Below are 23,399 nucleotides of genomic sequence, written 5' to 3' on the forward strand. Positions count from 1 at the left end.
GGTACCGCCCCCGCGGTGCGTGGAAGATCGTGGACGACGAAGGAAACAGACGGAATGTACGGCTGGATCTGGCGGCACCTGCCGGGCAACGCGTGGGTACGCGCGCTGATCTCTCTCGTACTGATCCTGGCGGTGGTTTTCGTACTGTTCCAGTACGTCTTCCCGTGGGCCGAGCCGCTCCTTCCGTTCAACGACGTGACGGTGGACGAGGGATCGGGAGCGACTCCGTGAGCGCGCGCATTCTGGTTGTCGACAATTACGACAGCTTTGTCTTCAATCTGGTCCAGTACCTCTATCAGCTCGGCGCCGAATGCGAAGTGCTGCGCAACGACGAGGTGGAGCTCGCACACGCCCAGGACGGCTTCGACGGCGTGCTGCTCTCGCCGGGGCCGGGCACGCCGGAGGAGGCGGGCGTCTGCGTCGACATGGTCCGGCACTGCGCGGACACGGGCGTCCCGGTCTTCGGCGTCTGCCTCGGCATGCAGTCCATGGCCGTCGCCTACGGCGGCGTGGTGGGCCGGGCCCCCGAGCTGCTGCACGGAAAGACCTCGCCGGTGGTCCACGAGGGCCTCGGCGTCTTCGCCGGACTGCCCTCGCCCTTCACCGCCACCCGCTACCACTCGCTGGCCGCCGAACCGCTGACCCTGCCGGACGCGCTGGAGGTCACCGCGCGGACCGAGGACGGGATCATCATGGGTCTGCGGCACCGGGAGCACGACGTCGAGGGCGTGCAGTTCCACCCCGAGTCGGTACTGACCGAGTGGGGGCACCGGATGCTCGCGAACTGGCTCGTACGCTGCGGAGACGCCGGAGCGGTCGAGCGGTCGGTGGGACTGGCCCCGGTGGTGGGCAAGGCCGTCGCGTGACGACGGTCGCGCCGTCCGCGCCCACCGAGGGCCGGGCCGCGCGGCGCAAGGCGGACCGGGAGGCCGCGAAGCGCTCGCACGCGCGGGCGCGCAAACGGGGAGGACGGGGACGGCGGCGCGCCCGCCCCCGCTCCGGCGGCCCGGTGGTGGTGCTGAGCCGGGCGGCCGGGGAGCTGTTCATCACGGTGGGCCTGGTGATGCTGCTGTTCGTGACCTACCAGCTCTGGTACACCAACCTGCTCGCCGAACGGACCGCCGACGGGGCCGCCGGCTCGCTGCGCCACACCTGGGAGCAGGCCCCGGGGGCCGGGACGCCCTCGGCGCCGCCGGTGGCGGCCTTCGAGCCGGGACAGGGCTTCGCGATCCTCCACATCCCCAAGCTGGACCTCAAGGTCCCGGTGGCGGAGGGGATCAGCAAGGCGAAGGTGCTGGACCGGGGCATGGTCGGCCACTACGGCGAGGGCGTGCTCAAGACGGCGATGCCGGCCGACAAGCAGGGCAACTTCGCGGTCGCCGGCCACCGCAACACCCACGGCGAACCGTTCCGCTACATCAACAGGCTCGTGCCGGGCGACCCGATCGTGGTGGAGACGAGGGACGCGTACTACACGTACGAGATGACCTCGGCGCTGCCGCAGACCTCCCCGGCGAACGTCTCGGTGATCAAGCCGGTTCCGGAGGGATCCGGATTCACCGGACCGGGCCGGTACATCACGCTGACGACCTGCACCCCCGAGTTCACGAGCACCTACCGGATGATCGTATGGGGCAGGATGATCGACGAACGCCCGCGCAGCCAGGGCGTTCCGCCCGCGCTGACCAGCTCGTAAGGACGACCCGCAGTGTCTCGTGCCCGCCGCCGCTCCGCACCGCCGCCTGCCGATCGCAGTGTGATCGCAGGGTTCCTGAGCCTGCTGGGAGAGCTCCTGATCACGGTGGGCCTGGTCCTGGGCCTGTTCGTGGCCTACTCGCTGTGGTGGACCAACGTCCTCGCGGACCGGCAGGCCTCGGCCCGGGGCGACCAGGTCCGCCAGCAGTGGCAGTCGGCCCCCGCGCAGGCCCCGAACGCGCCCGCCCAGCCGGGCGCCCTCGACACCGGGGACGGCATCGGCTTCCTGCACGTGCCGTCGATGAAGAACGGCGAGGTGCTGGTCAAGCCGGGCACCGCCCCCGACGTCCTCAACGACGGCGTCGCCGGCTACTACACGGACCCGGTGAAGTCGGCGCTGCCCTGGGACGACAAGGGCAACTTCGCGCTCGCCGCGCACCGTGACGGGCACGGGGCGAAGTTCCACAACATCGACAAGGTGAAGAACGGCGACGCGGTCGTCTTCGAGACCCGGGACACCTGGTACGTCTACAAGGTCTTCGCCGAGCTGCGCCAGACCTCGAAGTACAACGTGGACGTGATCAACCCGGTCCCGAAGGAGTCGGGGAAGACGGCTCCGGGCCGGTTCATCACGCTGACGACCTGCACCCCGGTCTACACCTCGAAGTACCGCTACATCGTCTGGGGCGAGCTGGTGCGCACGGAGAAGGTGGACGAGAAGCGCACGCCCCCGGCGGAGCTGCGCTGACCCGCCGCGGCGCCCGCCGCACGCGGAACGGCCCGGCCCCCTCGTTCGCGAGGGGGCCGGGCCGTTTCACGTGGAACAACGCACCGCCGTCAGCGGCGGCCGCCGGTCAGGCCTCCGAAGAAGCCGTCGCCGCCGCCCTGCTGACCGCCCTGGCCCTGGCCCGGCACGGTCTGGAGGTTCACGACGGTGCCGGCCGGCTGCGGGGTCCCCGCCGCCGGGTCGGAGTTGACCACCAGGGCGTTGTCGTCGGTCGGACCCGACAGGACGGCCCCGAAGGTCAGGTTGGCCCGCTTGAGGGCGTCCTTGGCCTGGGCGACGGTCTGCCCGGCCAGCACCGGCACCGCGGTCGGCGCGGTGGCCGCCTTGGCGATGCTGACGTTGACCGGGGTGTCCTTGGGCAGCTCCACCCCGGCGGCGTACTGCTGCTGGACGATCGTCTTCGGCGGGGCTCCGGGGGAGTCGACCTCCGTCGTGCTGCCCAGCTTCAGCTTCGCGGTCTGGAGGAGCTTGACGGCCTCCTCCTTGGTCTTGCCGGAGAGCTCGGGGACGATGCCCTTCGCGACCTCCTTGACCACGGTGAGGGTGATCACCGAACCCTGCTCGGCCTGGCTGCCGGCCTTGGGGTTCTGGTCCGTCACGGTGCCGGGGGTGGCGGTGTCGGACTCGACGAGCTTCTTCTCGACCTGGAACTTCTTGGCCTTCAGCTGCGCCTCGGCCTCCGCGAACGGCAGCCGGAGCACGTCGATCACCGCCACCTTGGGCGCGCCCGAGGACACCTTGACCTTGACCGTGGAGCCCTTGTCGACCTTGGTGTCGGCAGCCGGGCTCTGCGAGCAGACGGCGCCCTTGGGCTGGTCCTCGCAGGGCTCCTCGGCCTCCTTCTCCACGGTCAGCCCCATGTTCTTGCCGCTCTGCTGCGCAGACTCGAAGGTCTGGCCTACCAGCTTGGGCACGGCGGGGCGGTTGTCCGCGGAGGAGTCGAAGAGGGTGCGGCCGATCAGGATCGCGCCGACCAGGACGAGGACGCCGGCGAGGACGAGCAGGATCGTCGAGGCCCGGCTCTTCTTCTGCTGGCGCCGGCCGTGCCCCTGGTCGTAGCCGCCGTGGCCCTGGTCCCCGTACCCGTAGCCGCCGTCGCCCCCGGGGGGCATCGGCGGGAGCATCGAGGTCTGGCCGGCGTCGGGGGAGCGCAGCGCGGTGGTGGCCTGGTCCTGGCCGGGGTGTCCGTAGCCGCCCTGGTCGGGGTAGCCGTAGCCGGCCGCTCCCATGGAGGCGGTGGCGGCCACGGGCTGGCCTTCGAGGCAGGCCTCGATGTCGGCCCGCATCTCGTCGGCGGACTGGTAGCGGTAGTCGGGGTCCTTGACCAGGGCCTTCAGGACGATGGCGTCCATCACGGGCGTGATCTCGGGGTCGAAGTTCGACGGAGGCTGGGGCTCCTCGCGCACGTGCTGGTAGGCCACGGCCACGGGGGAGTCGCCGACGAACGGCGGCCGGACGCAGAGCAGCTCGTAGAGCAGGCAGCCGGCGGAGTACAGGTCGGAGCGCGCGTCGACCTGCTCGCCCTTGGCCTGCTCCGGGGAGAGGTACTGGGCGGTGCCGATCACGGCGGCCGTCTGCGTCATCGTCATGCCGGAGTCGCCCATGGCGCGGGCGATGCCGAAGTCCATGACCTTGACCTGACCGGTGCGGGTCAGCATGACGTTGGCGGGCTTGATGTCGCGGTGCACGATGCCGGCGCGGTGCGAGTACTCCAGCGCCTGCAGGATGCCGATGCACATTTCGAGGGTGCGCTCGGGCAGCAGCTTGCGGCCCGAGTGCAGCAGCTCGCGCAGGGTCGAGCCGTCGACGTACTCCATCACGATGTACGGGATGGAGATGTTGTCGACGTAGTCCTCGCCGGTGTCGTACACGGCGACGATCGCCGGGTGGTTCAGCGACGCGGCCGACTGGGCCTCGCGGCGGAACCGGGCCTGGAAGGACGGGTCGCGGGCGAGGTCGGCGCGCAGGGTCTTGACGGCGACGGTACGGCCGAGCCGGGTGTCGTGACCGAGGTAGACCTCGGCCATGCCACCACGGCCGAGCACGTGGCTCAGCTCGTACCGGCCGCCGAGGCGACGCGGCTCTTCCATAACGTTTGCAGCCCTCTCCGTCAGTCCCGACCGCACCCGTGTGTGGTCCGGCGGTGTGCTGTTCGCGGCAAGGCTACCGGCCGATCGTCGGTGATCGGTTCGTGACCACAGGCTGATATCGGACCGGTACCGAGCGCTCGGATCCTGTCTCCGCTTCTCATCCCTTGTTCTTCAGCACGGCTTCCATGACCGCCTTGGCGACCGGGGCCGCCAGGCCGCCGCCGGTGATGTCCTCGCGGTCTGCGGCGCTGTCCTCGATGACGACGGCCACGGCGACCGGGGAGGTCCCGTCGGGGTTCTCGGCGTAGGAGATGAACCAGGCGTAGGGGCGCTTGGCGTTCTTCTCGCCGTGCTGGGCTGTGCCGGTCTTGCCGCCGACGGTGACGCCCTTGATCTTGGCGGTGGTGCCGGTGCCGTTCTCGACGACGTTGACCATCATCTGCTGGATCTTCTGCGCGTTCGCGGGGGAGACCGGACGGCTCATCTCCTGCGGCTCGTGCTTCTCGATCGTGTCGAGGTTCGGCGCGGTCAGCTGCTCGACCATGTACGGCTTCATCAGCTTGCCGTCGTTGGCGATGGCCGCGGTGACCATGGCCATCTGGAGCGGGGTCGCGGCGGTGTTGAACTGGCCGATGGAGCTCTGGGCATTGCCGTCCTTGCCCATGGTCTTGTCGTAGACGCTCGCGAACGCGCGGACCGGGATGTCGATCTTGTCGTTGTTGAAGCCGAACTTCTGGGCGGTCTCGACCATCTTGTCGCGGCCGACCTTGTCGCCCATGTTCGCGAAGACCGAGTTGCAGGAGACCTGGAGCGCGAAGTTCAGCGTCGCCTTCTCGCAGCCGCTCGCGTGGTTGACCATCGGGGTCTTGGTGCCCGGCAGGATGTACGGCTCGGGGGTGTCCGTGGGGGCGTTGATGTCGCTCACCACGCCGTTCTCCAGCGCGGCCGCGGCGGTGACCACCTTGAAGGTGGAGCCCGGCGGGTAGGTCTCGCGCAGGGCGCGGTTGACGAGGTTCTTGTCCTCGCTGTCCTTCAGCGCGACCCAGGCCTTCTCGTCGGTCTTGGAGTTGCCGGCGAAGGTGGACGGGTCGTACGAGGGGGTGCTGACGAGGGCCAGGATGGCGCCGGTGCGCGGGTCGATCGCGGCGACGGCGCCCTTCTTGGTGCCCAGCTTCTCGTAGGCGGCCTTCTGGGCGGCGGCGTTCAGGGTGGTGACGACGTTGCCGCCCTGCTTCTTCTCGCCGGTGAACATGCCGATGGTGCGGTCGAAGAAGAGCCGGTCGTCGTTGCCGGTGAGGATGCCGTCGTCGAGGGACTCCAGCTGCGTGGAGCCGAAGGCCTGCGAGGCGTAGCCGGTGACGGGCGCCCACAGGGGTCCGTCGAGGTAGGTGCGCTTGAACTTGTAGTCGCTGCCGTCGGTGACGGCGGAGCCGGTGATGGGCTGGCCCTGGACGATGATGTTGCCGCGCTCGGTGGCGTACTGGGCGATCTGGACCCGGCGGTTCTCCTTGCGGGTGCTGAGTTCCTCGGCCTGGACGTACTGCAGCCAGTTGGTCCGGATCAGCAGGGCGAGGACGAGCAGCCCGCAGAACAGCGAGATGCGGCGCAGGGGCTTGTTCATGACGGGCGGACCACCTGGGTCATCTCGGAGTCGGGGGACGGGGCGGGGGCCGGGGCAGGTCGGCGTGCGGTGTCGCTGATCCGGATGAGGATGGCGATGAGCACCCAGTTCGCGAGGACGGAGGAACCGCCGGAGGCGAGGAAGGGCATGGTCATGCCGGTGAGGGGGATGAGGCCCATGACTCCGCCGGCGACGACGAAGATCTGCAGGGCGAAGGCGCCGGAGAGGCCGACGGCGAAGAGCTTGCCGAAGGGGTCGCGGGCGGCGAGGGCGGTGCGGACGCCCCGCTCGATGATCAGCCCGTAGAGCAGGAGGAAGGCCATGACGCCGGTGAGGCCGAGTTCCTCGCCGACGGTGGAGAAGATGAAGTCGGAGTTGGCGGCGAACCCGATGAGGTCGGAGTTGCCCTGTCCCCAGCCGGTGCCGAGGACCCCGCCGGAACCGAAGCTCATGATCGACTGGCCGACCTGCTCGCAGGCGCCGGAGGTGCTGTAGCAGGCGAACGGGTCCAGCCAGGCGGTGACGCGGACCTTGACGTGGCTGGCGAAGGTGCCGACGACCACGGCGCCGCCGACCGACATCAGCAGACCGATGACGATCCAGCTGGTCCGCTCGGTGGCCACGTACAGCATGATCACGAACATGCCGAAGAAGAGCAGCGAGGTGCCGAGGTCGTTCTCGAAGACGAGGACGAGCAGGCTCACCGCCCAGATCATCAGGATCGGGCCGAGGTCACGGCCGCGCGGCAGGTAGAGGCCCATGAAGCGGCGGCTGGCCAGGGCCAGGGCGTCGCGCTTCACCATCAGGTAGCCGGCGAAGAAGATGGCGATGACGATCTTCGCGAACTCACCGGGCTGGATCGAGAAGCCACCGACGCTGATCCAGATCTTGGCGCCGAAGACGTCCGCTCCCAGACCCGGGACGACGGGCAGGATCAGCAGGATCAGCGCGCCCGCCATGGAGATGTAGGTGAACCGCTGGAGCACGCGGTGGTCCTTGAGGACCAGCAGCACGACCGCGAACAGGGCGAGGGCCAGCCCCGTGTACATCATCTGCCGCGGCGCCGACTCCGAGAAGGTGCCGAAGCTGCGCTTGGCGAGGTTCTGCAGGCGCTCGGACTGGTCGAGCCGCCAGATCAGGACGACGCCCAGGCCGTTGAGCAGGGTGGCGATCGGCAGCAGCAGCGGGTCGGCGTACTTGGCGTAGCGCCGTACGACGAGGTGGCCGATGCCGGCGAGGACGGCGAAGCCGAGCCCGTAGAGGAACATGCCCGGGGGCAGCTCGCCGTGGATCGCCAGGCCCACGTTGGCGTAGGCGAAGATCGGGATGACCACGGCGAAGGCGAGCAGCAGGAGCTCGGTGTTCCGCCGGCTCGGCGCCTCGATGGCGCCGATGGTGGTCGTGTTGGTGACAACGCTCATGGTGTGGCAGGCCCCCTGTGCCCGCGTATGTCTACTGCTTTTCGCACTGGCCGACGAGAGCTTGCTCCGCGGGAGTCAGGCTGGGGCCGGGCGTCTGGTTGTTCTGCGCTTCCGCGGCGCGGCGGGCTTCGTCCTTCTTGCAGGCGGACACCTGGGTACCGAGATCTTCGATCTTCTTGCGGGCCCCGTCGATGCTGCCTTCGCTGATGGTGGCCTCGACCTGCTTGCGCTTGAAGGACGGCAGGTACTTCAGTTCGATGTCGGGGTGATCCGTCTCCACCTGCGAGAGGTGGATCCAGGCCAGGTTCTGGCTGATGCCGCGGTAGAGCGCGACGTGGTCACCCTTGACGCCGACGTAGTACTGGGTCTGCGTCCAGCGGTGCGCGGCGTAGAGCCCGCCGCCCACGACACCGGCCACCAGCAGCAGGATCAGCGTGCGCGTGGTCCACTTGCGCCCTTTGCTGCGCCGCCTGCGCGGGTGGTCGTACGTGTCCTCGTACGGGGCTTCGGCCTCGTAGCCTTCGGGTTCGCCGAAGTTGCCGTATCCGCCGCCGCCCTGGCCCTGGTCGGGGTATCCGTAGCCGGGGGCCTCGCCGCTGCCGGGAGGACCGAAGGCGCCCGCCGGCGGCGGGGCCTGGCGGCCGAGGCCGGAGGCCCGGCCGGCCGGGGTCTGCATGGCGTTGCCGTCGAAGAGCTGGTGCTGGTTCTCGGCGACCGCGCCGATGACGACCGGGGTGTCGCTCAGCTGGGCGGCGAGGGTGTCGCCGCTGTCGGTGTCGAGGACGTCCGCGACGATGCAGGTGATGTTGTCCGGACCGCCGCCGCGCAGGGCGAGCTGGATCAGCGTCTGCACGGTCTCGTGCGGGCCGTGGTAGTCGGCGAGGGTCTCTTCCAGGGTCTGGTGGGAGACCACGCCGGAGAGGCCGTCGGAACAGATCAGGTAGCGGTCACCGGCCCGGACCTCGCGGATGGAGAGGTCGGGCTCCACGACGTCACCGCTGCCGAGCGCCCGCATCAGGAGGGAGCGCTGCGGGTGGGTGGTGGCTTCCTCTTCGGTGATCCGGCCCTCGTCGACGAGCCGCTGCACCCAGGTGTGGTCCTGCGTGATCTGGGTGAGGACGCCGTCGCGCAGGAGGTAGGCGCGGGAGTCGCCGACGTGGACGAGACCGAGCCGGCGGCCCGTCCACAGGAGGGCCGTGAGCGTGGTGCCCATGCCTTCGAGCTGGGGGTCCTCCTCGACCATGACGCGCAGCTGGTCGTTGGCCCGCTGCACGGCACTGCCGAGGGCGGTGAGGATGTCGGAGCCCGGGACGTCGTCGTCGAGCTGCACGAGGGAGGAGATGACCTCGGAGCTGGCCACCTCGCCGGCGGCCTGGCCGCCCATGCCGTCGGCGACGGCGAGGAGCCGGGGACCGGCGTAGCCGGAGTCCTCGTTGCCCTCGCGGATCATCCCCTTGTGCGATCCGGCGGCGAACCGCAGGGACAGACTCATGCGCACCTGCCCTGTCGACGATGCCTCGGGGTACAACCGGTCTCGACGAGCCACACTGCCCACCCTCCGGTCGGGAGCGCGCGCGGGTCCGGGTCCCCGGTGGGACGGACCGCCGCGGCTCGCTCGCTCCGCTCGCTCATTCTCGTACTACTTCCGCAGCTCGATGACGGTCTTGCCGATGCGGATCGGGGCGCCCGGCGGAATGGGCGTCGGGGTGGTCAGCCGGGTCCGGTCGAGATAGGTGCCGTTCGTGGACCCGAGATCCTCGACGATCCACTGGCCGTCACGGTCGGGGTAGATCCTGGCATGCCGGCTGGAGGCGTAGTCGTCGTCCAGCACGATCGTCGAGTCGTGGGCGCGGCCCAGCGTGATCGTCTGGCCGGCGAGGGCCACCGTGGTTCCCGTGAGGGTGCCCTCGGAGACGACCAGCTTGGTCGGCGCACCGCGGCGCTGGCGCTGCTGCGGGGGCGCGGACTGCCGCCCCGGCTGCTGCGGAGCGGCCGGGGCCCCTCCGCGGCGGGAGCCGCGCTGCGTGACTCTCGTACCGAAGAGATCACTGCGGATGACCTGAACGGCCACGATGACGAACAGCCACAGAACGGCCAGGAAACCCAACCGCATGACCGTCAGGGTCAGCTCTGACATTGCCCCCGCTTCACCCTTCGGCTTGCCGGTAAATGATGGTGGTGCTGCCCACGACGATCCGCGAGCCGTCGCGGAGCGTAGCGCGGGTGGTGTGCTGCCCGTCCACCACGATGCCGTTGGTGGACCCGAGATCCTGGATCGTCGGGGGTGTTCCGGTCCGGATCTCACAGTGCCGGCGCGAGACGCCGGGGTCGTCGATCCGCACATCGGCCTCGGTGCTGCGGCCGAGTACGAGCGTGGGGCGCGAGATCTGGTGGCGGGTGCCGTTGATCTCGATCCAACGCCGGGTGGTGCCCGGTACGCCGGGAGGTACGGGACCCCCGCCGGCGCGTGCGCCCGGTCCGCCCGGAGGCGGTCCGGACGGCATGGGCGGGGCGGCGACCGGCGGGTAGCCGTAACCGCCCTGCTGCTGGCCCTGGGGGGCCTGCGGCGCGTCCTGGGAGGTGCTGGAGGCGAGGGTGCGACTGCGGACCCGGTACAGACCGGTGTCGAGGTCGTCCGCCTTCTCCAGGTGGACCTTGATGGGGCCCATGAAGCTGTAGCGCTGCTGCTTGGCGTAGTCGCGGACGAGGCCCGCGAGCTCGTCGCCGAGCTGGCCGGAGTACGGGCTGAGGCGCTCGTAGTCGCCGGTGCTGAGCTCCACGATGAAGTCGTTGGGCACGACGGTCCGCTCGCGGTTCCAGATGGTGGCGTTGTTGTCGCACTCCCGCTGGAGGGCTCCGGCGATCTCCACCGGCTGGACCTCGGACTTGAACACCTTGGCGAAGGTGCCGTTCACCAGACCTTCGAGTCGCTGCTCGAACCGCTTCAGAACTCCCATGGGGCACCTCCTCCGTCGTTGTCGCCCTGTACTGCTTACTGATCGTATCCACGCGTGGCGGATTCGGCTGGTTCCCCTTCGGTCCCGTGTACAGGAGTGTTGGTACTCACAAGGGATCGTAGGGGCGCTCCAGGGACAGTGTCCCGCACCCGGAGGGGAGTCCGGGAGGGGCCGGTCCCGGAGGACGTGAGGGGGGTCCGGGAAAGGGATGTGAATCCACCCCGGATGACGTGCTAATCTTTCGTTCGTCGCCAGGGGAACGGCCCGAAAGGGAAGTCCACTGGGGAGCTGCTCGGGCGAGTGGCGGAACGGCAGACGCGCTGGCTTCAGGTGCCAGTGTCCTTCGGGACGTGGGGGTTCAAATCCCCCCTCGCCCACATCGGGAGAACCCCCGCTTCGGAGAAATCCGGAGCGGGGGTTCTTCGTTGTGCCCGCGCGCACCGCGGCGGCCGACTTTCGTCGGGCGGGACGCGACGAAAGTCGGCGGACGGGCGCGCGGATCGGTGTCTAGGGTCGGTCGGGTGGATGCCAAGGCGGGAGTACGGGCGGGCTGGGAGTGGCTGAAGGGGCCTGAGCCCTGGTCGGGGCGCGCCTTCGCGGGGGACCTGACGATCGCCGCCGTACTGGCCCTGCTCGGCCTGGGCGTCGACGAACTCAGCAACAGCTCCGGCCAGAAGATGGTCCTCGGGGTGCTGGCCATCGTGGCGCTCATGCTGCTGCGGCGCAGGCTGCCGGCGGCCACCCTGGTGCTGGGGGCGGCGGCGAGCGCGTTCCTGCCCGGTGTGTTCCTGGTGACGGTCGTGCTGGGCTGGTCGGCGGGCCGGCGGATCGTCGGCGTGGGGCGGGCCCTGACGGCCTTCGTGCTGGCCTTCCTCGCCGAGGTCGGCCTCGGCCTGTACGACCAGTGGTCCCAGACGCGGCCGCTGCTGATCGTCGTCTTCTCCACCCTGTTGTTCCTGGCGGCGACCGTCATGCCCGGTCTGGCCAGCCGGTACTGGTACCAGCGCCGGACGCTGCTGAGCGCGCTCCAGGAGCGCAACGACCAACTGCTGCGCGAGCGGACGATGGTGGCCGGGCAGGCCCGGCTGCGGGAGCGCCAGCGGATCGCCCAGGACATGCACGACAGCCTGGGCCACCAGCTGGCGCTGATCTCGGTGCACACCGGGGCGCTGGAGGTGGACCCCGCCCTGACCGACCGCCAGCGCGAGGCCGTCGGGGTGCTGCGGCAGGCCTCCGTCGCGGCGATGCACGAGCTGCGCGAGGTCGTCGGGATCCTGCGGGACGGGGTGGAGGCTCCGCCCGTGGTGGAGGAGGCCCAGCCGGCGGCGCGGGGGGTCGCCGGGATCGCCGGGATCGTGGAGGCGGCGCGGGCTGCGGGGACCGACGTACGGCTCGGCACGGCCGGCCGGCCCCGGCCGCTGGTCGCGGCCTGCGACCACGCGGCGTACCGGATCGTGCAGGAGGCGCTGACCAACGCCTACAAGCACGCGCCCGGGGCGGCGATCACCGTGGAGCTGCGCTACGAGGACGATTCGCTGGTCGTGGAGATCGCCAACGGTCCGGCGGCCGCCCCGGGGCCCGGCGAGGTGATCTCCGGCGGGCAGGGGCTGACGGGGCTGCGGGAACGGGCCCGGCTGGTCGGCGGCATGGTGCACGCGGGCGCCACCGAGGGCGGTGGCTTCCGGGTGGCCGGTGTGCTGCCGTACGGGACGGAGCCGGCGGGGGTGGCCGAGGAGGACGTGGCCGACGACTTCGGGCAGCGTTCCCAGGCCCGTGCCTCGGTACGGCGCACCGCGCCGCCGATGGACTGGGCGGCGGTGGACCGTGAACTGGCCGTGCCGGTGCGCAGCCGGACCGGGGGCGTCGCGATGGGCTGCGGGATAGCCGTCGCGGCGGTGGTGCTGCTGATCATCGTGCTGGGGGCCGGGATGACGCTGCTGCTGGGCAGCGTGAACAAGGCGATGATCAGCAAGGAGGAGTACGACTCCGTCAGCGTGGGCGATTCGGAGAAGTCCGTCCGCGACCGGCTGCCGGACGGGGACAGCGTCCTGACCACGGGGCTGGACCGCAAGGGGCCGCCCCGGCCGGAGGGCACGGACTGTCTGGCCCTGCTGTCGACGGAGGACTCCTCGACGTTGACCAACGACTCGGTTTTCCGGTTCTGCTTCCGGGGCGGCAAGCTCGTGGACAAGCAGGCGTACGAGGTCAAGCAGTAGGAGCGCGGGTGACAGCCAAGGTGATCCGAGTGGTGATCGCTGACGACGAGCCGCTGATCCGGGCCGGGATCAGGATGATCCTGACCTCGGCGCCGGACATCGAGGTCGTCGCGGAGGGGGCCAACGGCCGGGAGGCGGTGGAGCTGGCCCGCTCGCACGCCCCGGACGTGATGCTCCTGGACATCCAGATGCCCGTGATGGACGGACTGACCGCGCTGGGGGAGCTGGGCCGGGCGGCACCGGGCGTGCGGGCGCTGATCCTGACCACCTTCGGGGAGAAGGAGAACGTGCTGCGGGCGCTCGGCGAGGGCGGTGCGGGCTTCCTGCTGAAGGACTCGGCGCCGGGCGAGCTGATCGGAGCGGTCCGGGCGGCCGCCGCCGGGGACGCCTACCTCTCCCCCGCCGCGACCCGGCACGTCGTGGACCAGCTGGCGACCGGGCGGGCCGCCGGGCGCGGCGAGGCGGCCCGGCGGCGGGTGGACGGGCTCAGCGAGCGGGAGCGCGGTGTGCTGGCACTGCTCGGGGAGGGGCTGTCCAACGCGGACGCGGGCCGCAGGCTGCACATGAGCGAGGCGACGGTGAAGACGTACGTGAGCCGGATCCTGGCCAAGCTGGAGTGCGAGAACCGGGTTCAGGCGGCCCTGCTGGCCAGGGACGCCGGGCTGTAGGTACCGTTCGGGCCGACTTGATCGGCGACCGATGCCGATGGGGCGCGAACAGTGCGGGGGCAGCGCGGATGGTGACGGTACCGAAGCAGCAGACGGGCGACGTGGCGGACGCGGGATCCGTGGACGGTGCGGCCGGTGCGGCGGCGGGACGGGGAAGCGGGCGGATACCCCGCGTCGAGGGCTTCGCGTCGAGGGCCCTGCCGGGCTCCGCGAAGGAGGCCGGGAAGGCGCTGCGGGCGCGGGTGCCGCGGGCGGTCCAGGCGCACTTCGAGGTTCCCGCCGGGCGCCCCGACGCGGTGCGCGCGGTGGAGGAGTCCAACGTCGGCCGCGTCGCCGAGCTGACCCCGATACGCGTGGGCCGGATGGCCGCCAACCCCTTCGCGTTCCTGCGCGGGGCGGCCGGCCTGATGGCCCACGACCTGTCCGCCGGGCCGGTCACCGGGGTGGGCGCGCAGCTCTGCGGAGACGCGCACGCGGCGAACTTCGGTCTCTACGGGGACGCCCGCGGGCGCCTGGTCATGGACCTCAACGACTTCGACGAGACCGTGTTCGGCCCGTGGGAGTGGGACGTCAAGCGGCTGGCGGCCTCCCTGGTGCTCGCCGGGCGCGTGGCCGGAGCGGACGAGGACACCTGCCGGGCGGCCGCCCGGGACGCGGTGGGCGCGTACCGGCGGACCATGCGGCTGCTGGCCAAGCTGCCCGCCCTGGACGCGTGGAACGCCATCGCCGACGAGGAACTGGTCTCGCACACCGATGCCCGCGACCTGCTGGGCACGCTGGAGCGGGTCTCGGAGAAGGCCCGCAACAACACCTCCGCCCGGTTCGCCGCCAAGTCGACCGAGGCCGGGGAGGACGGCGCCCGCCGTTTCGTGGACGCGCTGCCCGTGCTGCGCCGGGTCGGCGACGGTGAGGCCGCGGCCGTGGCCGCCTCCCTGGGCCCGTACCTGAAGACCCTCTCGGGGGACCGGCTCCCGCTGCTGGCCCGGTACGCGGTCCAGGACGTGGCGTTCCGGGTGGTGGGCACCGGAAGCGTGGGCACCCGGTCGTACGTGGTGCTGCTGCAGGACCACCGGGGTGAGCCGCTGGTGCTCCAGGTGAAGGAGGCGCGGCCGTCGGTGCTGCTGCCGCACCTGCCGGGGCTGGGCTTCCACGCGCCGCAGGAGGAGCACGAGGGCCGCCGGGTGGTGGCCGGGCAGAAGATGATGCAGGTGGTCTCCGACATCCTGCTGGGCTGGACCACGGTGGAGGGCCGGCCCTTCCAGGTCCGTCAGTTCCGCAACCGCAAGGGCAGCGTGGACCCGGCGGCGCTGGCCGTCGACCAGATCGACGACTACGGCCGGATGACCGGCGCCCTGCTGGCGCGGGCGCACGCGCACAGCGCGGATCCGCGGGTGCTGGCCGGGTACTGCGGCAAGAACGAGGAACTGGACGAGGCCGTCGCCACCTTCGCGGTGGCCTACGCCGATCGCAGCGAGGCCGACCACGCGGACCTGCTGGCGGCGGTCAGGGCGGGGCGGATAGCGGCGGAGTTCGGCGTCTGAGGGGCGGAGGGCCGCCGTGTTTCAGGTGGGCCGTGCTTCAGGTGAGCCGTGTTTCAGGTGAGCTGTGTTTCACGTGAGCTGTGTTTCACGTGAGCTGTGTTTCACGTGAAACATGGCGCGCCGCGCTGGCCGTAGGCTGGCCGGGTGAGCGAGCAGACCGAGCAGACAGTTCCCGAAGAGCCCGCCGCCTCCGGTGACGAGCGGCCCGAGGCGCGGCTCGACCGGGCCGTGCGGGCCGCCGAGCAGGCGCTGATCGAGTTCGAGATCGCCGTGGAGACCTTCCGGGTGGAGGTCGAGAACTTCTCCCGGCTCCACCACCAGAAGCTCGGCCCGATGTACTCGCGGCTGGACGAGCTGGACGCGCTGATCGCGGAGGCGAAGGCGGCCCGCAGCGGCGACCCCGAGGACCTGCGGCTGGCGCGCGAGGCGCGGGCGCTGGTCATGCCGATGCCCGGCGTGGAGGAGCTGTTCCACGACTGGCTGGACTCGGACGGCATCTCCGACGACGCGTCCGCGATGCTGACCGACCGCTCCGTGAGGCCGCCGGAGCGCGTGCGGCCCTCGGAGGAGGTGCGCCGGCTGTACCGGGAGCTGGTCCGCCGGGCGCACCCGGACCTGGCCCAGGACGAGGAGGAGCGGGCCCGCCGGGACGCCTTCATCGTGCGGGTCAACGCCGCCTACGGGCGGGGCGAGGAAGGGCTGCTGCGGGAGCTGGCCGAGGAGTGGGCGGCCGGGCCCGTGCCGCAGGCCCCGCGGCCGAGCGAGAGCGAGGAGCTCTACGCCCGGCTGGAGTGGCTGGCACGGCGCAAGGAAATGCTGTCGATGGTGGCCGGGGAGCTGGAGGACAGCGCGATCGGGGCGATGCTGCGGATGGCACCCGACGACCCCGACCGGCTGCTGGAGGAGATCGCGGAGCAGCTGCTCGCGCAGGTCTCCGAGCGCGAGGCGGAGCTGGCGGCCTTCGGGACCCCCTAGTGGTGCGCGGGTTCCGATAGGTTGGCGGGCGAGACCCGCGAAGAGAGAAGGCGACAGTTATGAACCTCGGACCGCTTCCCTCGGTGGACGCCGCCTCGGTGCCGGCCGAAGGCTTTGTCCTGGACGTCCGTGAGGACGACGAATGGGCGGCCGGGCACGTCGAGGGTGCGCTGCACATCCCGATGAGCGACTTCGTCGCCCGCTTCGGCGAGCTGACCGAGGCCATCGAGGACGGCCGCCGGGTCCACGTGATGTGCCGGGTCGGCGGGCGCTCCGCGCAGGTGACCCAGTACCTGGTGCGCCAGGAGATCGACGCCGTGAACGTCGACGGCGGGATGCAGGCGTGGGAGGGCGCGGGGCGCCCGATGGTGACGGACAACGGGAACCCGGCCTTCGTGCTCTAGGTCCGCTCAGGCGAGGGGGTGGGCGGCCAGCAGGTCGCCCAGTGCCTCCTCGTGCGCCGCGGCAGGGCCCAGCTGGAGCTCCAGCTGCTTGGCCCAGGCGTGGTAGCGGTGCAGCGGGTAGTCGGTGTCGGCGCCGAAGCCGCCGTGGAGGTGCTGCGCGGTCTGTACGACCCGGCGCACGCCCTCCGAGGCCCAGATCTTGGCGACGGCGACATCGCCGGAGGCGGGCAGCGGGCCGCCCGCGCCGTCCGTCGCCGCGTCGAGCCGCCAGGCGGCCTGCCAGAGGGTGACCTCCATGGCGCGCAGGTCGATGTAGCGGTCGGCGGCCTGGACCGCGACGGCCTGGAAGGTGGCGACCGGGAACCCGAACTGTTCGCGCTTGCTCGTGTACCGGCTGGTCATGGTGAGCACCTTCTCGCCGAGTCCGAGGGCGAGGGCGCAGGTGCCGGTGGTCAGGATCCGGTGGAGCCGGTCCCAGGCCCCGGGGGCGTCGATCACATGGGCGGCGGGGACGCGGACCCCGTCCAGGGTGAGTTCGGCGAAGCGTTCCCCGCTGGTGGAGTACTGGTCGGCGAGCGTGAGCCCGGCGGTGTCGCGCGGGACGAGCGCGAGGACGGCCTCGCCGTTCCCGCCGTGGGCGGGTACCGCGATCCAGTCGGCGCTGTGCGCCCACGGGACCGAGGTCTGGAGCCCGTCCAGGACCCATGTGCCCTCCTCGCGGCGGGCGGTGACGGCCAGTTCGGCGGGATCGTGGCCGGTGCGGCCGTGGGCGGCGACGGTCAGTACGAGCGCGCCGCGCCCGGCGTCGGCCAGCAGGGCGGCGGCCAGTTCGGGGCCGCCGTGGGCCTGGACGGTCATGGCCGTGGCGCAGTGTTCCAGGAGCGGGACCCGGGCCAGTACCCGGCCGGCCTCGCGCAGCACGAGGCACAGGGCGATGACGTCCAGGCCGGCCCCGCCGTGTTCCTCGGCGAGGACGAGGCCCAGCAGGTCGGAGCCGGCCAGTGTGGCCCACAGGGGCCGGTCGAACTCCTCCGCGACGGCGCCCGGGGTGAGTGCGGGGCTGGGCACGCGGTCGGGGGCGACGTCCGCGAAGACGGCCTTCGCCGCCTCGACCGCGGCCTGCTGTTCCTCGGTGAAGGTGAAGTCCACTGCCTGTCCTCCCGCGCGCACCGGATCCCGGTCGTGTCCGTTCAGATCTGACGGTGCGTCAAGATAGAACACGGCGTGGGAAAAACACAGCCCGTCGGGGGATCCGGAGGCGGGGGCGGGCAGGGTCAGCGGTCGAAGTCGATCTCCACTTCCTCGGAGACCGCGTGGGACTGGCAGGCCAGCACGAACCCGGCCTCGGTCTCCTCCTCCTCCAGCGCGAAGTTGCGCTCCATCCGCACCTCGCCCGTGACGAGGAACGCCCGGCAGGTGCCGCACACCCCGCCCTTGCAGGCGTACGGGGCGTCCGCGCGGCCCCGCAGCACGGCGTCCAGCAGGGACTCGCCGTCCTGCACCGGCCAGGTGCCGGAGCGGCCGTCGAGCCGGGCGGTGACCCGGCCGTGGGCGGGCGCCGCGCTCGTGGGGGCCGGGACGGCCGGGGTGGTGTCCTCGACGTGGAAGACCTCCTCGTGCACCCGGGTCCGGGCGACGCCGAGGGCGCCCAGGGCCCGCTCCGCGCCCTCCACCAGTCCGTACGGCCCGCACAGGTACCAGCCCGTGACCTCGGGGACCGGCAGCAGCGCGGGCAGCAGGGAAGTCAGCCGCGCCTCGTCGAGCCGGCCCGAGGGCAGACCGGCCTCCTGCTCCTCGCGGGAGAGCGCGGTGACCAGCTGGAAGCGGTCGGGGTAACGGTCCTTGAGGTCGGCGACCTCCTCCAGGAACATCGTCGACGCGGCCGTGCGGTCGCCGCGCACCAGGCAGAACCGGGCGTCGGGCCGGGCCGCCAGCAGGGTGGCCGCGATCGACAGGACCGGGGTGATGCCGCTGCCGCCGACGATCGCCGCGTAGTGCGCCCCGGCCGGGGCGGCGGCCGGGTCCAGGGTGAACCGTCCGGCCGGGACCATCACGTCCAGCTCGTCCCCGGCGGCGATCTCCTTGTGCGCGAAGGTGGAGAACTCGCCCCCCTCGACCAGCCGCACCCCGACCCGCAGCACCGCCGGGCCCGGTCCGTCGGCGGCCGGGGCGGGGGAGCAGATCGAATAGGTGCGGCGGACCTCCGCGCCCTCCCCGGCGGTCCGGCGCAGCGTGAGGTGCTGGCCGGGCGCGTGCCGGTACTCGGCGCGCAGCTCCTCGGGGACGGACAGGGTCAGCGCCACCGAGTCGTCCGTCAGCCGGTCGACCGCGGCCACCGTCAGCCGGTGGAACGCGCCGTGGCGGGCGGGGCGCGGGCTGCCGGCGGGTGCCGGGGGCACTGACACGGCCATCTACAGCTCCTTGAAGTGGTCGAACGGTTCGCGGCAGGCCACGCAGCGGCGCAGCGCCTTGCACGCGGTGGAGGAGAAACGGCTGAGCAGCTCGGTGTCGGTGGATCCGCAGTTCGGGCAGCGGACCGACAGGGTGAGCGGCACCGGTCCGCCGGCCGAGTGCGGGCGGGGCGGGGCGATGCCGAACTCGGCCAGCTTGCGGCGGCCCTCGGCGGTGATGTCGTCCGTCGACCAGGCGGGGGACAGGACGGTGGTCACGCGGACGTCGGGTATGCCGTGGCCGGTCAGGGCCCGCTCGATGTCGGCGGACATGGCCTCGATGGCCGGGCAGCCGGTGTAGGTGGGCGTGAGGGTGACCTCCACGTGCCCGTCCTCGTGCATCGTGACGCCGCGCATGACGCCCAGCTCGGCGAGGGTGAGCACCGGCAGCTCCGGATCGGGCACGGAGCCTGCCAGCTCGGCCAGCTCCGCCTCCAGACGGGTCTGCGCGGCGGCGGTCACCACGACGCCCCCGGGTGGCTGCGGTGCAGGTGCTGCATCTCCGCGAGCAGCCGCCCGAACGGTTCGGTGTGCAGGCCCTGGCGGCCCGCCCCGGCGGCCCAGGCGCCCGTACGGGGTCCCTCGGGCAGGGCGAGGCCGGCCCGGTCCAGTACGGCGCCCAGGGCGGCCAGCCAGCGGGTCTCCAGGGCGGCCGGGTCCACGTCCAGGCCGTCGACCGGCTGGAACATCTCCCCGGTGAACCTCCACAGCGCGTCCAGCGCGGCCCGCATCCGGGACCGGCTCTCCTCGGTGCCGTCGCCGAGGCGCAGCGTCCACTGCTCGGCGTGGTCCCGGTGGTAGGCGGTCTCCTTCACGGCCTTGGCCGCCAGCGGGGCGAACGGGCCGTTCCCGGCGGCGAGCTCGGTGTAGAGCTCGTGCTGGTAGAGGGAGAAGTAGAGCTGGCGGGCGATGGTGTGGGCGAAGTCGCCGTTGGGCTGCTCGACCAGCTGGAGGTTGCGGAAGGAGCGCTCCTCGCGCAGGAAGGCCAGCTCGTCCTCGTCGCCCGCCATGGACAGCAGGATGCGGGCCTGCCCGAGCAGGTCGAGCGCGATGTTGGCGAGCGCGACCTCCTCCTCCAGGACGGGGGCGTGGCCCGCCCACTCGCCGAGGCGGTGGGAGAGGATCAGCGCGTCGTCGCCGAGGGCCAGGACGGCCGCGGTGGCGGTGGTGCTCTCGGTGCCGGTGCTGCTCACAGGTGACGCACCCCCTCGGGGATCTCGTAGAAGGTGGGGTGCCGGTAGGGCTTGTCGGCGGACGGGGCGAAGAACGGGTCCCGCTCGTCCGGGGAGGAGGCGACGATCTCGGTGGAGGGCACGACCCAGATCGAGATGCCCTCGCCGCGCCGCGTGTAGAGGTCGCGGGCGTTGCGCAGGGCCATTTCCGCGTCGGGGGCGTGCAGGCTGCCCGCGTGCGTGTGCGAGAGGCCGCGGCGCGAGCGCACGAACACCTCCCACAGGGGCCAGTTCTGCGTCATGCCTGTACCTCTCGTCCGGTGCTGGTGTGCTTCTCGGCGTACGCCGCGGCCGCGTCGCGGACCCAGGCGCCTTCCTCGTGCGCCGTGCGACGCTGGTTGATCCGCTGTTCGTTGCAGGGGCCGTTGCCCTTGAGGACGTCCCAGAACTCGGCCCAGTCGATGGCGCCGAAGTCGTGGTGGCCGCGCTCCTCGTTCCACTTGATGTCGGGGTCCGGCAGGGTCAGGCCGAGCGACTCGGCCTGGGGGACGGCGATGTCGACGAAGCGCTGGCGCAGCTCGTCGTTGGAGTGGCGCTTGATCCGCCAGGCCATCGACTGCGCCGAGTGCGCCGACTCGTCGTCCGGCGGGCCGAACATCATGAGCGAGGGCCACCACCAGCGGTCGACGGCGTCCTGGGCCATGGCGTGCTGGGCCTCGGTGCCCCGGGAGAGGGCGAGGAGCAGCTCGTACCCCTGGCGCTGGTGGAAGGACTCCTCCTTGCAGATCCGGACCATCGCGCGGGCGTAGGGGCCGTAGGAGCAGCGGCAGATCGGCACCTGGTTGGTGATCGCCGCGCCGTCCACGAGCCAGCCGATCGCGCCGACGTCCGCCCAGGTCAGGGTGGGGTAGTTGAAGATCGAGGAGTACTTCTGCTTCCCCGCGTGCAGCTTGTCGAGGAGCTCGTCGCGGCTGGTCCCGAGGGTTTCGGCGGCGCTGTAGAGGTAGAGGCCGTGGCCGGCCTCGTCCTGGACCTTGGCCATCAGGATCGCCTTGCGGCGCAGGGAGGGCGCACGGGTGATCCAGTTGGCCTCGGGCTGCATGCCGATGATCTCGGAGTGGGCGTGCTGGGCCATCTGGCGGACCAGTGAGGCGCGGTACTCGTCGGGCATCCAGTCGCGCGGTTCCACGCGCTCCTCCGCCGCCACGGCGGCGTCGAAGGACGCCCGCAGCTGATCCGCGAGGTCCCCGGACCGCGCGTCCGCTGTGCTTGACGTGCCCGTTTCCGGGGTCACTGCGACCATCCCGGCCCCCTGTCAGAGTGTGCCGTCCGCCCGACCGACCGATCGTTCGGTTCATTCGCTTCAATGGTGAGACGGCGGCCCGTAGGGTGTCAACCTCTGTGGGCAACCCTGTGGACGCCGGATGATCGGGGCGGGATGGATTCGAACGAGCACGAGCCCGTGGAAGGAGCCCCTCCGGGGCCGCGGAAGGCGCCCCCCGCACGGCCCGGGATCGCCGGGCTGTCCGCCCCGTACCGCGTCCTGGCGGCCCTCGCCCTCGGGGCCGTGGCCGTCGCCGCCTGCACCCACCTGGCGCTCGTCTTCCTGCACGTCGCCCCGTCCAACACGGTCAGCAAGCGCAACGCGGCGCTGATCGACGGCTGGATCTACCCCGAGTTCGAACAGAACTGGAAGCTCTTCGCGCCCAACCCCCTCCAGCAGAACATCGCCGTCGAGGTCCGCGCCCAGGTCCGCACCGGCGGCGGCGAGCTCGTCACCAGCGGCTGGCGCGACCTGTCCGCCGAGGACGGCGCCGCCATCCGGCACAATCCGCTGCCGAGCCACACCGAACAGAACGAGCTCCGCCGGGCCTGGGACTTCTTCACCGGCTCCCACGACGACAACGACAAGCCGACCGGCGAGCGCGGCGCGCTGTCCGAGGAGTACCTGCGGCGCATCGCGCTGGAGCGGCTCGCCCCCGTCTACCGCGACGGCCGGATCCTGCGCGTCCAGCTGCGCTCGGCGACCCGGTCCGTACCCGCGCCGGGCTGGAGCGACGAGAAGACCGACACCCAGACGTACTACCGGGAGCTGCCGTGGTGGACCGTGTGAGACGGGCGCTCGCGAAGGTCACCGGGCAGGCGCTGGGCCCGTACCAGAGCGCCGTGGTCCGCATCGGCTTCGCCGGGACCTGGCTGTTCTTCCTCCTGTGCGAGTTCCCGGACCGGCACCGGCTCTACGGGCCCGACGGGCCGTGGAGCTGGCGGCTGGCGGAGCGGCTGGTGGCCTCCAACGACGCCTTCACCGTGCTGCTGTGGTCCGGCTCCGCCTTCTGGTTCGAGCTCGTCTACGCCGTCGCCCTGCTCGCGAGCGCGCTGCTGGTGCTGGGCTGGCGGACCCGGGCGACGTCCGTCGTCTTCATGGTCGGCGTGCTGTCGCTGCAGAACCGCAGCGTGTTCATGGGCGACGGCGGGGACAACGTCATCCACCTCATGGCCGTCTACCTGGTCCTGACGCGCTGCGCGCAGGTGTGGTCGCTCGACGCGCGGCGGGCCCGCCGGCGGGGCTCGGCCTCGGCCGGGGCGGCGGGGCCGGTGCTCTGGGGGGTGCTGGGCGCGGTCCTCGCCTACGGGGCGGTGACCGGGCGGTTCGGCGCCGGCTGGCTCGCGGCCTTCGCGGCGCTGTGGGCGGGCCCGGCGCTGTGGTGGGCCGCCGACCGGCACGAGCGGTCGGGAGCGGGCCGGGGAGAGCACGAGCGGTCGGGAGAGGCGGACGGGGAGCCGGCCGCGAGGCGGGCCGGGGAGGGGCGGGCCTTCCTCGACGTGCTGGCGAACCTGCTGCACAACGCCGGAATGCTGGTGATCATGGCCGAGGTGTGCCTGATCTACGCGACGGCCGGCTGGTACAAGATCCAGGGTTCGCGGTGGCAGGACGGGACCGCGCTGTACTACCCCCTCCGGCTGGACTACTTCGCGCCGTGGCCGGAGCTCTCGGACGTGCTCGCGGGGAGCGGGGTGCTGGTGATGCTGCTGTCGTACGGGACGGTGGCGGTGCAGGTGGCGTTCCCGTTCACGCTGTTCAACCGGCGGGTCAAGAACGTGCTGCTGGCGCTGATGATGCTGGAGCACGCGGGGATCGCGGTGCTGCTGGGACTGCCGTTCTTCTCGATGGCGATGATCGCCGCCGACGCGGTGTTCCTGCCGACGGCGTTCCTGGTGTGGGCGGGGGCGACGGTCGCGCGGACCCGGCTCCCCGGCCGCCTGTCGCCCGGCCCCCGGACCGGGCCGGGACCGGGCCCCTCGCCCGGCCCCCGGACCCCCCGGCCCCGGACGCCGGCGGGGTCGGAACCGGTGGAGCGGGACGGCGGGGTCGGGGCGGGCGGCGCAGGCTCGTAAGGTCGG

23 protein-coding genes and 1 tRNA gene are annotated in these 23,399 nt (G+C 71.8%); 12 read left to right on the forward strand and 12 right to left on the reverse strand.

The annotated features are described in order from the left end of the window. The first annotated feature begins 54 nt into the window (after positions 1 to 54). From SLAV_RS41550 to SLAV_RS19230, 4 genes are read left to right on the forward strand one after another with little or no spacing between them, the layout of a single operon-like run. The gene (locus SLAV_RS41550) at positions 55 to 231 is read left to right on the forward strand and encodes a hypothetical protein (RefSeq protein ID WP_030225149.1); all 177 of its coding nucleotides are present in this window, start codon (positions 55 to 57) and stop codon (positions 229 to 231) included. Further along, positions 228 to 866 carry an aminodeoxychorismate/anthranilate synthase component II gene (locus SLAV_RS19220; RefSeq protein ID WP_030225147.1) on the forward strand — a complete coding sequence of 213 codons (639 nt, stop codon included), beginning with the start codon at positions 228 to 230 and terminating at the stop codon, positions 864 to 866. Before SLAV_RS41550 ends, SLAV_RS19220 begins: the two co-directional genes overlap by 4 nt. Continuing rightward, complete coding sequence (locus SLAV_RS19225; RefSeq protein WP_391384750.1) at positions 863 to 1,696, forward strand: class E sortase; 834 nt, start codon at positions 863 to 865, stop codon at positions 1,694 to 1,696. The genes SLAV_RS19220 and SLAV_RS19225 overlap by 4 nt, the downstream gene beginning before the upstream one ends. Before the next feature lie 12 nt (positions 1,697 to 1,708). Then, a complete protein-coding gene (locus SLAV_RS19230; RefSeq protein ID WP_030225143.1) occupies positions 1,709 to 2,443 on the forward strand; it encodes a class E sortase in 735 nt (244 codons plus the stop codon). Positions 2,444 to 2,532: 89 nt separating this feature from the next. Here SLAV_RS19230 and pknB read toward each other — a convergent pair whose 3' ends face one another. The 6 genes from pknB to SLAV_RS19265 all read right to left on the reverse strand — a co-directional run bounded on the left by pknB (position 2,533) and on the right by SLAV_RS19265 (position 10,571). Continuing rightward, entirely contained in the window at positions 2,533 to 4,572 is a 2,040-nt protein-coding gene (gene pknB / locus SLAV_RS19235; protein WP_030225142.1) for a Stk1 family PASTA domain-containing Ser/Thr kinase, read from the reverse strand. Positions 4,573 to 4,729: 157 nt separating this feature from the next. Beyond that, positions 4,730 to 6,193, reverse strand: coding sequence for a peptidoglycan D,D-transpeptidase FtsI family protein (locus SLAV_RS19245; protein ID WP_030225140.1), 1,464 nt, complete (start codon positions 6,191 to 6,193; stop codon positions 4,730 to 4,732). Continuing rightward, the gene (locus SLAV_RS19250) at positions 6,190 to 7,614 is read right to left on the reverse strand and encodes an FtsW/RodA/SpoVE family cell cycle protein (RefSeq protein ID WP_030225138.1); all 1,425 of its coding nucleotides are present in this window, start codon (positions 7,612 to 7,614) and stop codon (positions 6,190 to 6,192) included. The genes SLAV_RS19245 and SLAV_RS19250 overlap by 4 nt, the downstream gene beginning before the upstream one ends. Positions 7,615 to 7,645: 31 nt before the next feature. After that, on the reverse strand, positions 7,646 to 9,106 hold the full coding sequence (locus SLAV_RS19255; RefSeq protein ID WP_030225136.1) for a PP2C family protein-serine/threonine phosphatase: 1,461 nt from the start codon (positions 9,104 to 9,106) through the stop codon (positions 7,646 to 7,648). A 147-nt stretch (positions 9,107 to 9,253) separates the two neighbouring features. Next, complete coding sequence (locus SLAV_RS19260) at positions 9,254 to 9,751, reverse strand: FHA domain-containing protein FhaB/FipA (protein ID WP_030225135.1); 498 nt, start codon at positions 9,749 to 9,751, stop codon at positions 9,254 to 9,256. A 10-nt stretch (positions 9,752 to 9,761) separates the two neighbouring features. Next, positions 9,762 to 10,571, reverse strand: a complete 810-nt coding sequence (locus tag SLAV_RS19265) for an FHA domain-containing protein (RefSeq protein ID WP_030225134.1) — start codon at positions 10,569 to 10,571, stop codon at positions 9,762 to 9,764. A gap of 294 nt (positions 10,572 to 10,865) precedes the next feature. Here SLAV_RS19265 and SLAV_RS19270 point away from each other — a divergent pair. From SLAV_RS19270 to SLAV_RS19295, 6 genes are all read left to right on the forward strand, one after another. Beyond that, positions 10,866 to 10,948 (forward strand) — tRNA-Leu (locus SLAV_RS19270). A 144-nt stretch (positions 10,949 to 11,092) separates the two neighbouring features. Continuing rightward, complete coding sequence (locus SLAV_RS19275) at positions 11,093 to 12,787, forward strand: sensor histidine kinase (protein ID WP_030225133.1); 1,695 nt, start codon at positions 11,093 to 11,095, stop codon at positions 12,785 to 12,787. Between the two features lie 20 nt (positions 12,788 to 12,807). Next, positions 12,808 to 13,455 (forward strand): response regulator, encoded by a 648-nt coding sequence (locus tag SLAV_RS19280; protein ID WP_030225131.1) that lies wholly within the window; start codon positions 12,808 to 12,810, stop codon positions 13,453 to 13,455. Between the two features lie 68 nt (positions 13,456 to 13,523). Next, positions 13,524 to 14,996, forward strand: coding sequence for a DUF2252 domain-containing protein (locus tag SLAV_RS19285; protein ID WP_030225129.1), 1,473 nt, complete (start codon positions 13,524 to 13,526; stop codon positions 14,994 to 14,996). A gap of 144 nt (positions 14,997 to 15,140) precedes the next feature. Further along, positions 15,141 to 15,971, forward strand: coding sequence for a J domain-containing protein (locus SLAV_RS19290; protein ID WP_030225128.1), 831 nt, complete (start codon positions 15,141 to 15,143; stop codon positions 15,969 to 15,971). 59 nt (positions 15,972 to 16,030) lie between these two features. After that, entirely contained in the window at positions 16,031 to 16,375 is a 345-nt protein-coding gene (locus tag SLAV_RS19295) for a rhodanese-like domain-containing protein (RefSeq protein ID WP_030225118.1), read from the forward strand. Positions 16,376 to 16,381: 6 nt separating this feature from the next. On the opposite strand, the gene SLAV_RS19300 is transcribed toward SLAV_RS19295, so the two are convergent. From SLAV_RS19300 to paaA, 6 genes are all read right to left on the reverse strand, one after another. Further along, on the reverse strand, positions 16,382 to 17,524 hold the full coding sequence (locus tag SLAV_RS19300) for an acyl-CoA dehydrogenase family protein (protein ID WP_030225116.1): 1,143 nt from the start codon (positions 17,522 to 17,524) through the stop codon (positions 16,382 to 16,384). A 125-nt stretch (positions 17,525 to 17,649) separates the two neighbouring features. Then, on the reverse strand, positions 17,650 to 18,786 hold the full coding sequence (locus SLAV_RS19305; RefSeq protein WP_051840228.1) for a 2Fe-2S iron-sulfur cluster-binding protein: 1,137 nt from the start codon (positions 18,784 to 18,786) through the stop codon (positions 17,650 to 17,652). Then, positions 18,787 to 19,290 (reverse strand): 1,2-phenylacetyl-CoA epoxidase subunit PaaD, encoded by a 504-nt coding sequence (gene paaD, locus SLAV_RS19310; protein ID WP_030225112.1) that lies wholly within the window; start codon positions 19,288 to 19,290, stop codon positions 18,787 to 18,789. Further along, entirely contained in the window at positions 19,284 to 20,018 is a 735-nt protein-coding gene (gene paaC / locus SLAV_RS19315) for a 1,2-phenylacetyl-CoA epoxidase subunit PaaC (protein ID WP_030225110.1), read from the reverse strand. The genes paaD and paaC overlap by 7 nt, the downstream gene beginning before the upstream one ends. Next, positions 20,015 to 20,299 (reverse strand): 1,2-phenylacetyl-CoA epoxidase subunit PaaB, encoded by a 285-nt coding sequence (paaB, locus tag SLAV_RS19320; RefSeq protein WP_030225109.1) that lies wholly within the window; start codon positions 20,297 to 20,299, stop codon positions 20,015 to 20,017. Before paaB ends, paaC begins: the two co-directional genes overlap by 4 nt. After that, complete coding sequence (gene paaA, locus SLAV_RS19325) at positions 20,296 to 21,300, reverse strand: 1,2-phenylacetyl-CoA epoxidase subunit PaaA (protein ID WP_030225107.1); 1,005 nt, start codon at positions 21,298 to 21,300, stop codon at positions 20,296 to 20,298. Before paaA ends, paaB begins: the two co-directional genes overlap by 4 nt. A 135-nt stretch (positions 21,301 to 21,435) precedes the next feature. On the opposite strand from paaA, the gene SLAV_RS19330 reads away from it, so the two are divergent. Further along, positions 21,436 to 22,110: a DUF5819 family protein gene (locus tag SLAV_RS19330; protein WP_030225105.1), complete on the forward strand. Its 675-nt coding sequence runs from the start codon at positions 21,436 to 21,438 to the stop codon at positions 22,108 to 22,110. Next, entirely contained in the window at positions 22,098 to 23,393 is a 1,296-nt protein-coding gene (locus SLAV_RS19335) for an HTTM domain-containing protein (RefSeq protein WP_051840282.1), read from the forward strand. The genes SLAV_RS19330 and SLAV_RS19335 overlap by 13 nt, the downstream gene beginning before the upstream one ends. The last annotated feature ends 6 nt before the right edge of the window (positions 23,394 to 23,399 follow it).

It is taken from the genome of Streptomyces lavendulae subsp. lavendulae, from assembly GCF_002803845.1.
GTDB classification, from domain to species: Bacteria; Actinomycetota; Actinomycetes; order Streptomycetales; family Streptomycetaceae; genus Streptomyces; species Streptomyces lavendulae.

Coding starts and splice junctions, on each gene's coding strand:
- paaB (WP_030225109.1), bottom strand. CDS start 20,299: ATGACGCAGAACTGGCCCCTGTGGGAGGTGTTCGTGCGCTCGCGCCGC.
- SLAV_RS41550 (WP_030225149.1), top strand. CDS start 55: ATGTACGGCTGGATCTGGCGGCACCTGCCGGGCAACGCGTGGGTACGC.
- SLAV_RS19245 (WP_030225140.1), bottom strand. CDS start 6,193: ATGAACAAGCCCCTGCGCCGCATCTCGCTGTTCTGCGGGCTGCTCGTC.
- SLAV_RS19265 (WP_030225134.1), bottom strand. CDS start 10,571: ATGGGAGTTCTGAAGCGGTTCGAGCAGCGACTCGAAGGTCTGGTGAAC.
- SLAV_RS19255 (WP_030225136.1), bottom strand. CDS start 9,106: ATGAGTCTGTCCCTGCGGTTCGCCGCCGGATCGCACAAGGGGATGATC.
- SLAV_RS19305 (WP_051840228.1), bottom strand. CDS start 18,786: ATGGCCGTGTCAGTGCCCCCGGCACCCGCCGGCAGCCCGCGCCCCGCC.
- SLAV_RS19250 (WP_030225138.1), bottom strand. CDS start 7,614: ATGAGCGTTGTCACCAACACGACCACCATCGGCGCCATCGAGGCGCCG.
- SLAV_RS19295 (WP_030225118.1), top strand. CDS start 16,031: ATGAACCTCGGACCGCTTCCCTCGGTGGACGCCGCCTCGGTGCCGGCC.
- SLAV_RS19285 (WP_030225129.1), top strand. CDS start 13,524: ATGGTGACGGTACCGAAGCAGCAGACGGGCGACGTGGCGGACGCGGGA.
- SLAV_RS19260 (WP_030225135.1), bottom strand. CDS start 9,751: ATGTCAGAGCTGACCCTGACGGTCATGCGGTTGGGTTTCCTGGCCGTT.
- paaA (WP_030225107.1), bottom strand. CDS start 21,300: ATGGTCGCAGTGACCCCGGAAACGGGCACGTCAAGCACAGCGGACGCG.
- SLAV_RS19330 (WP_030225105.1), top strand. CDS start 21,436: ATGGATTCGAACGAGCACGAGCCCGTGGAAGGAGCCCCTCCGGGGCCG.
- pknB (WP_030225142.1), bottom strand. CDS start 4,572: ATGGAAGAGCCGCGTCGCCTCGGCGGCCGGTACGAGCTGAGCCACGTG.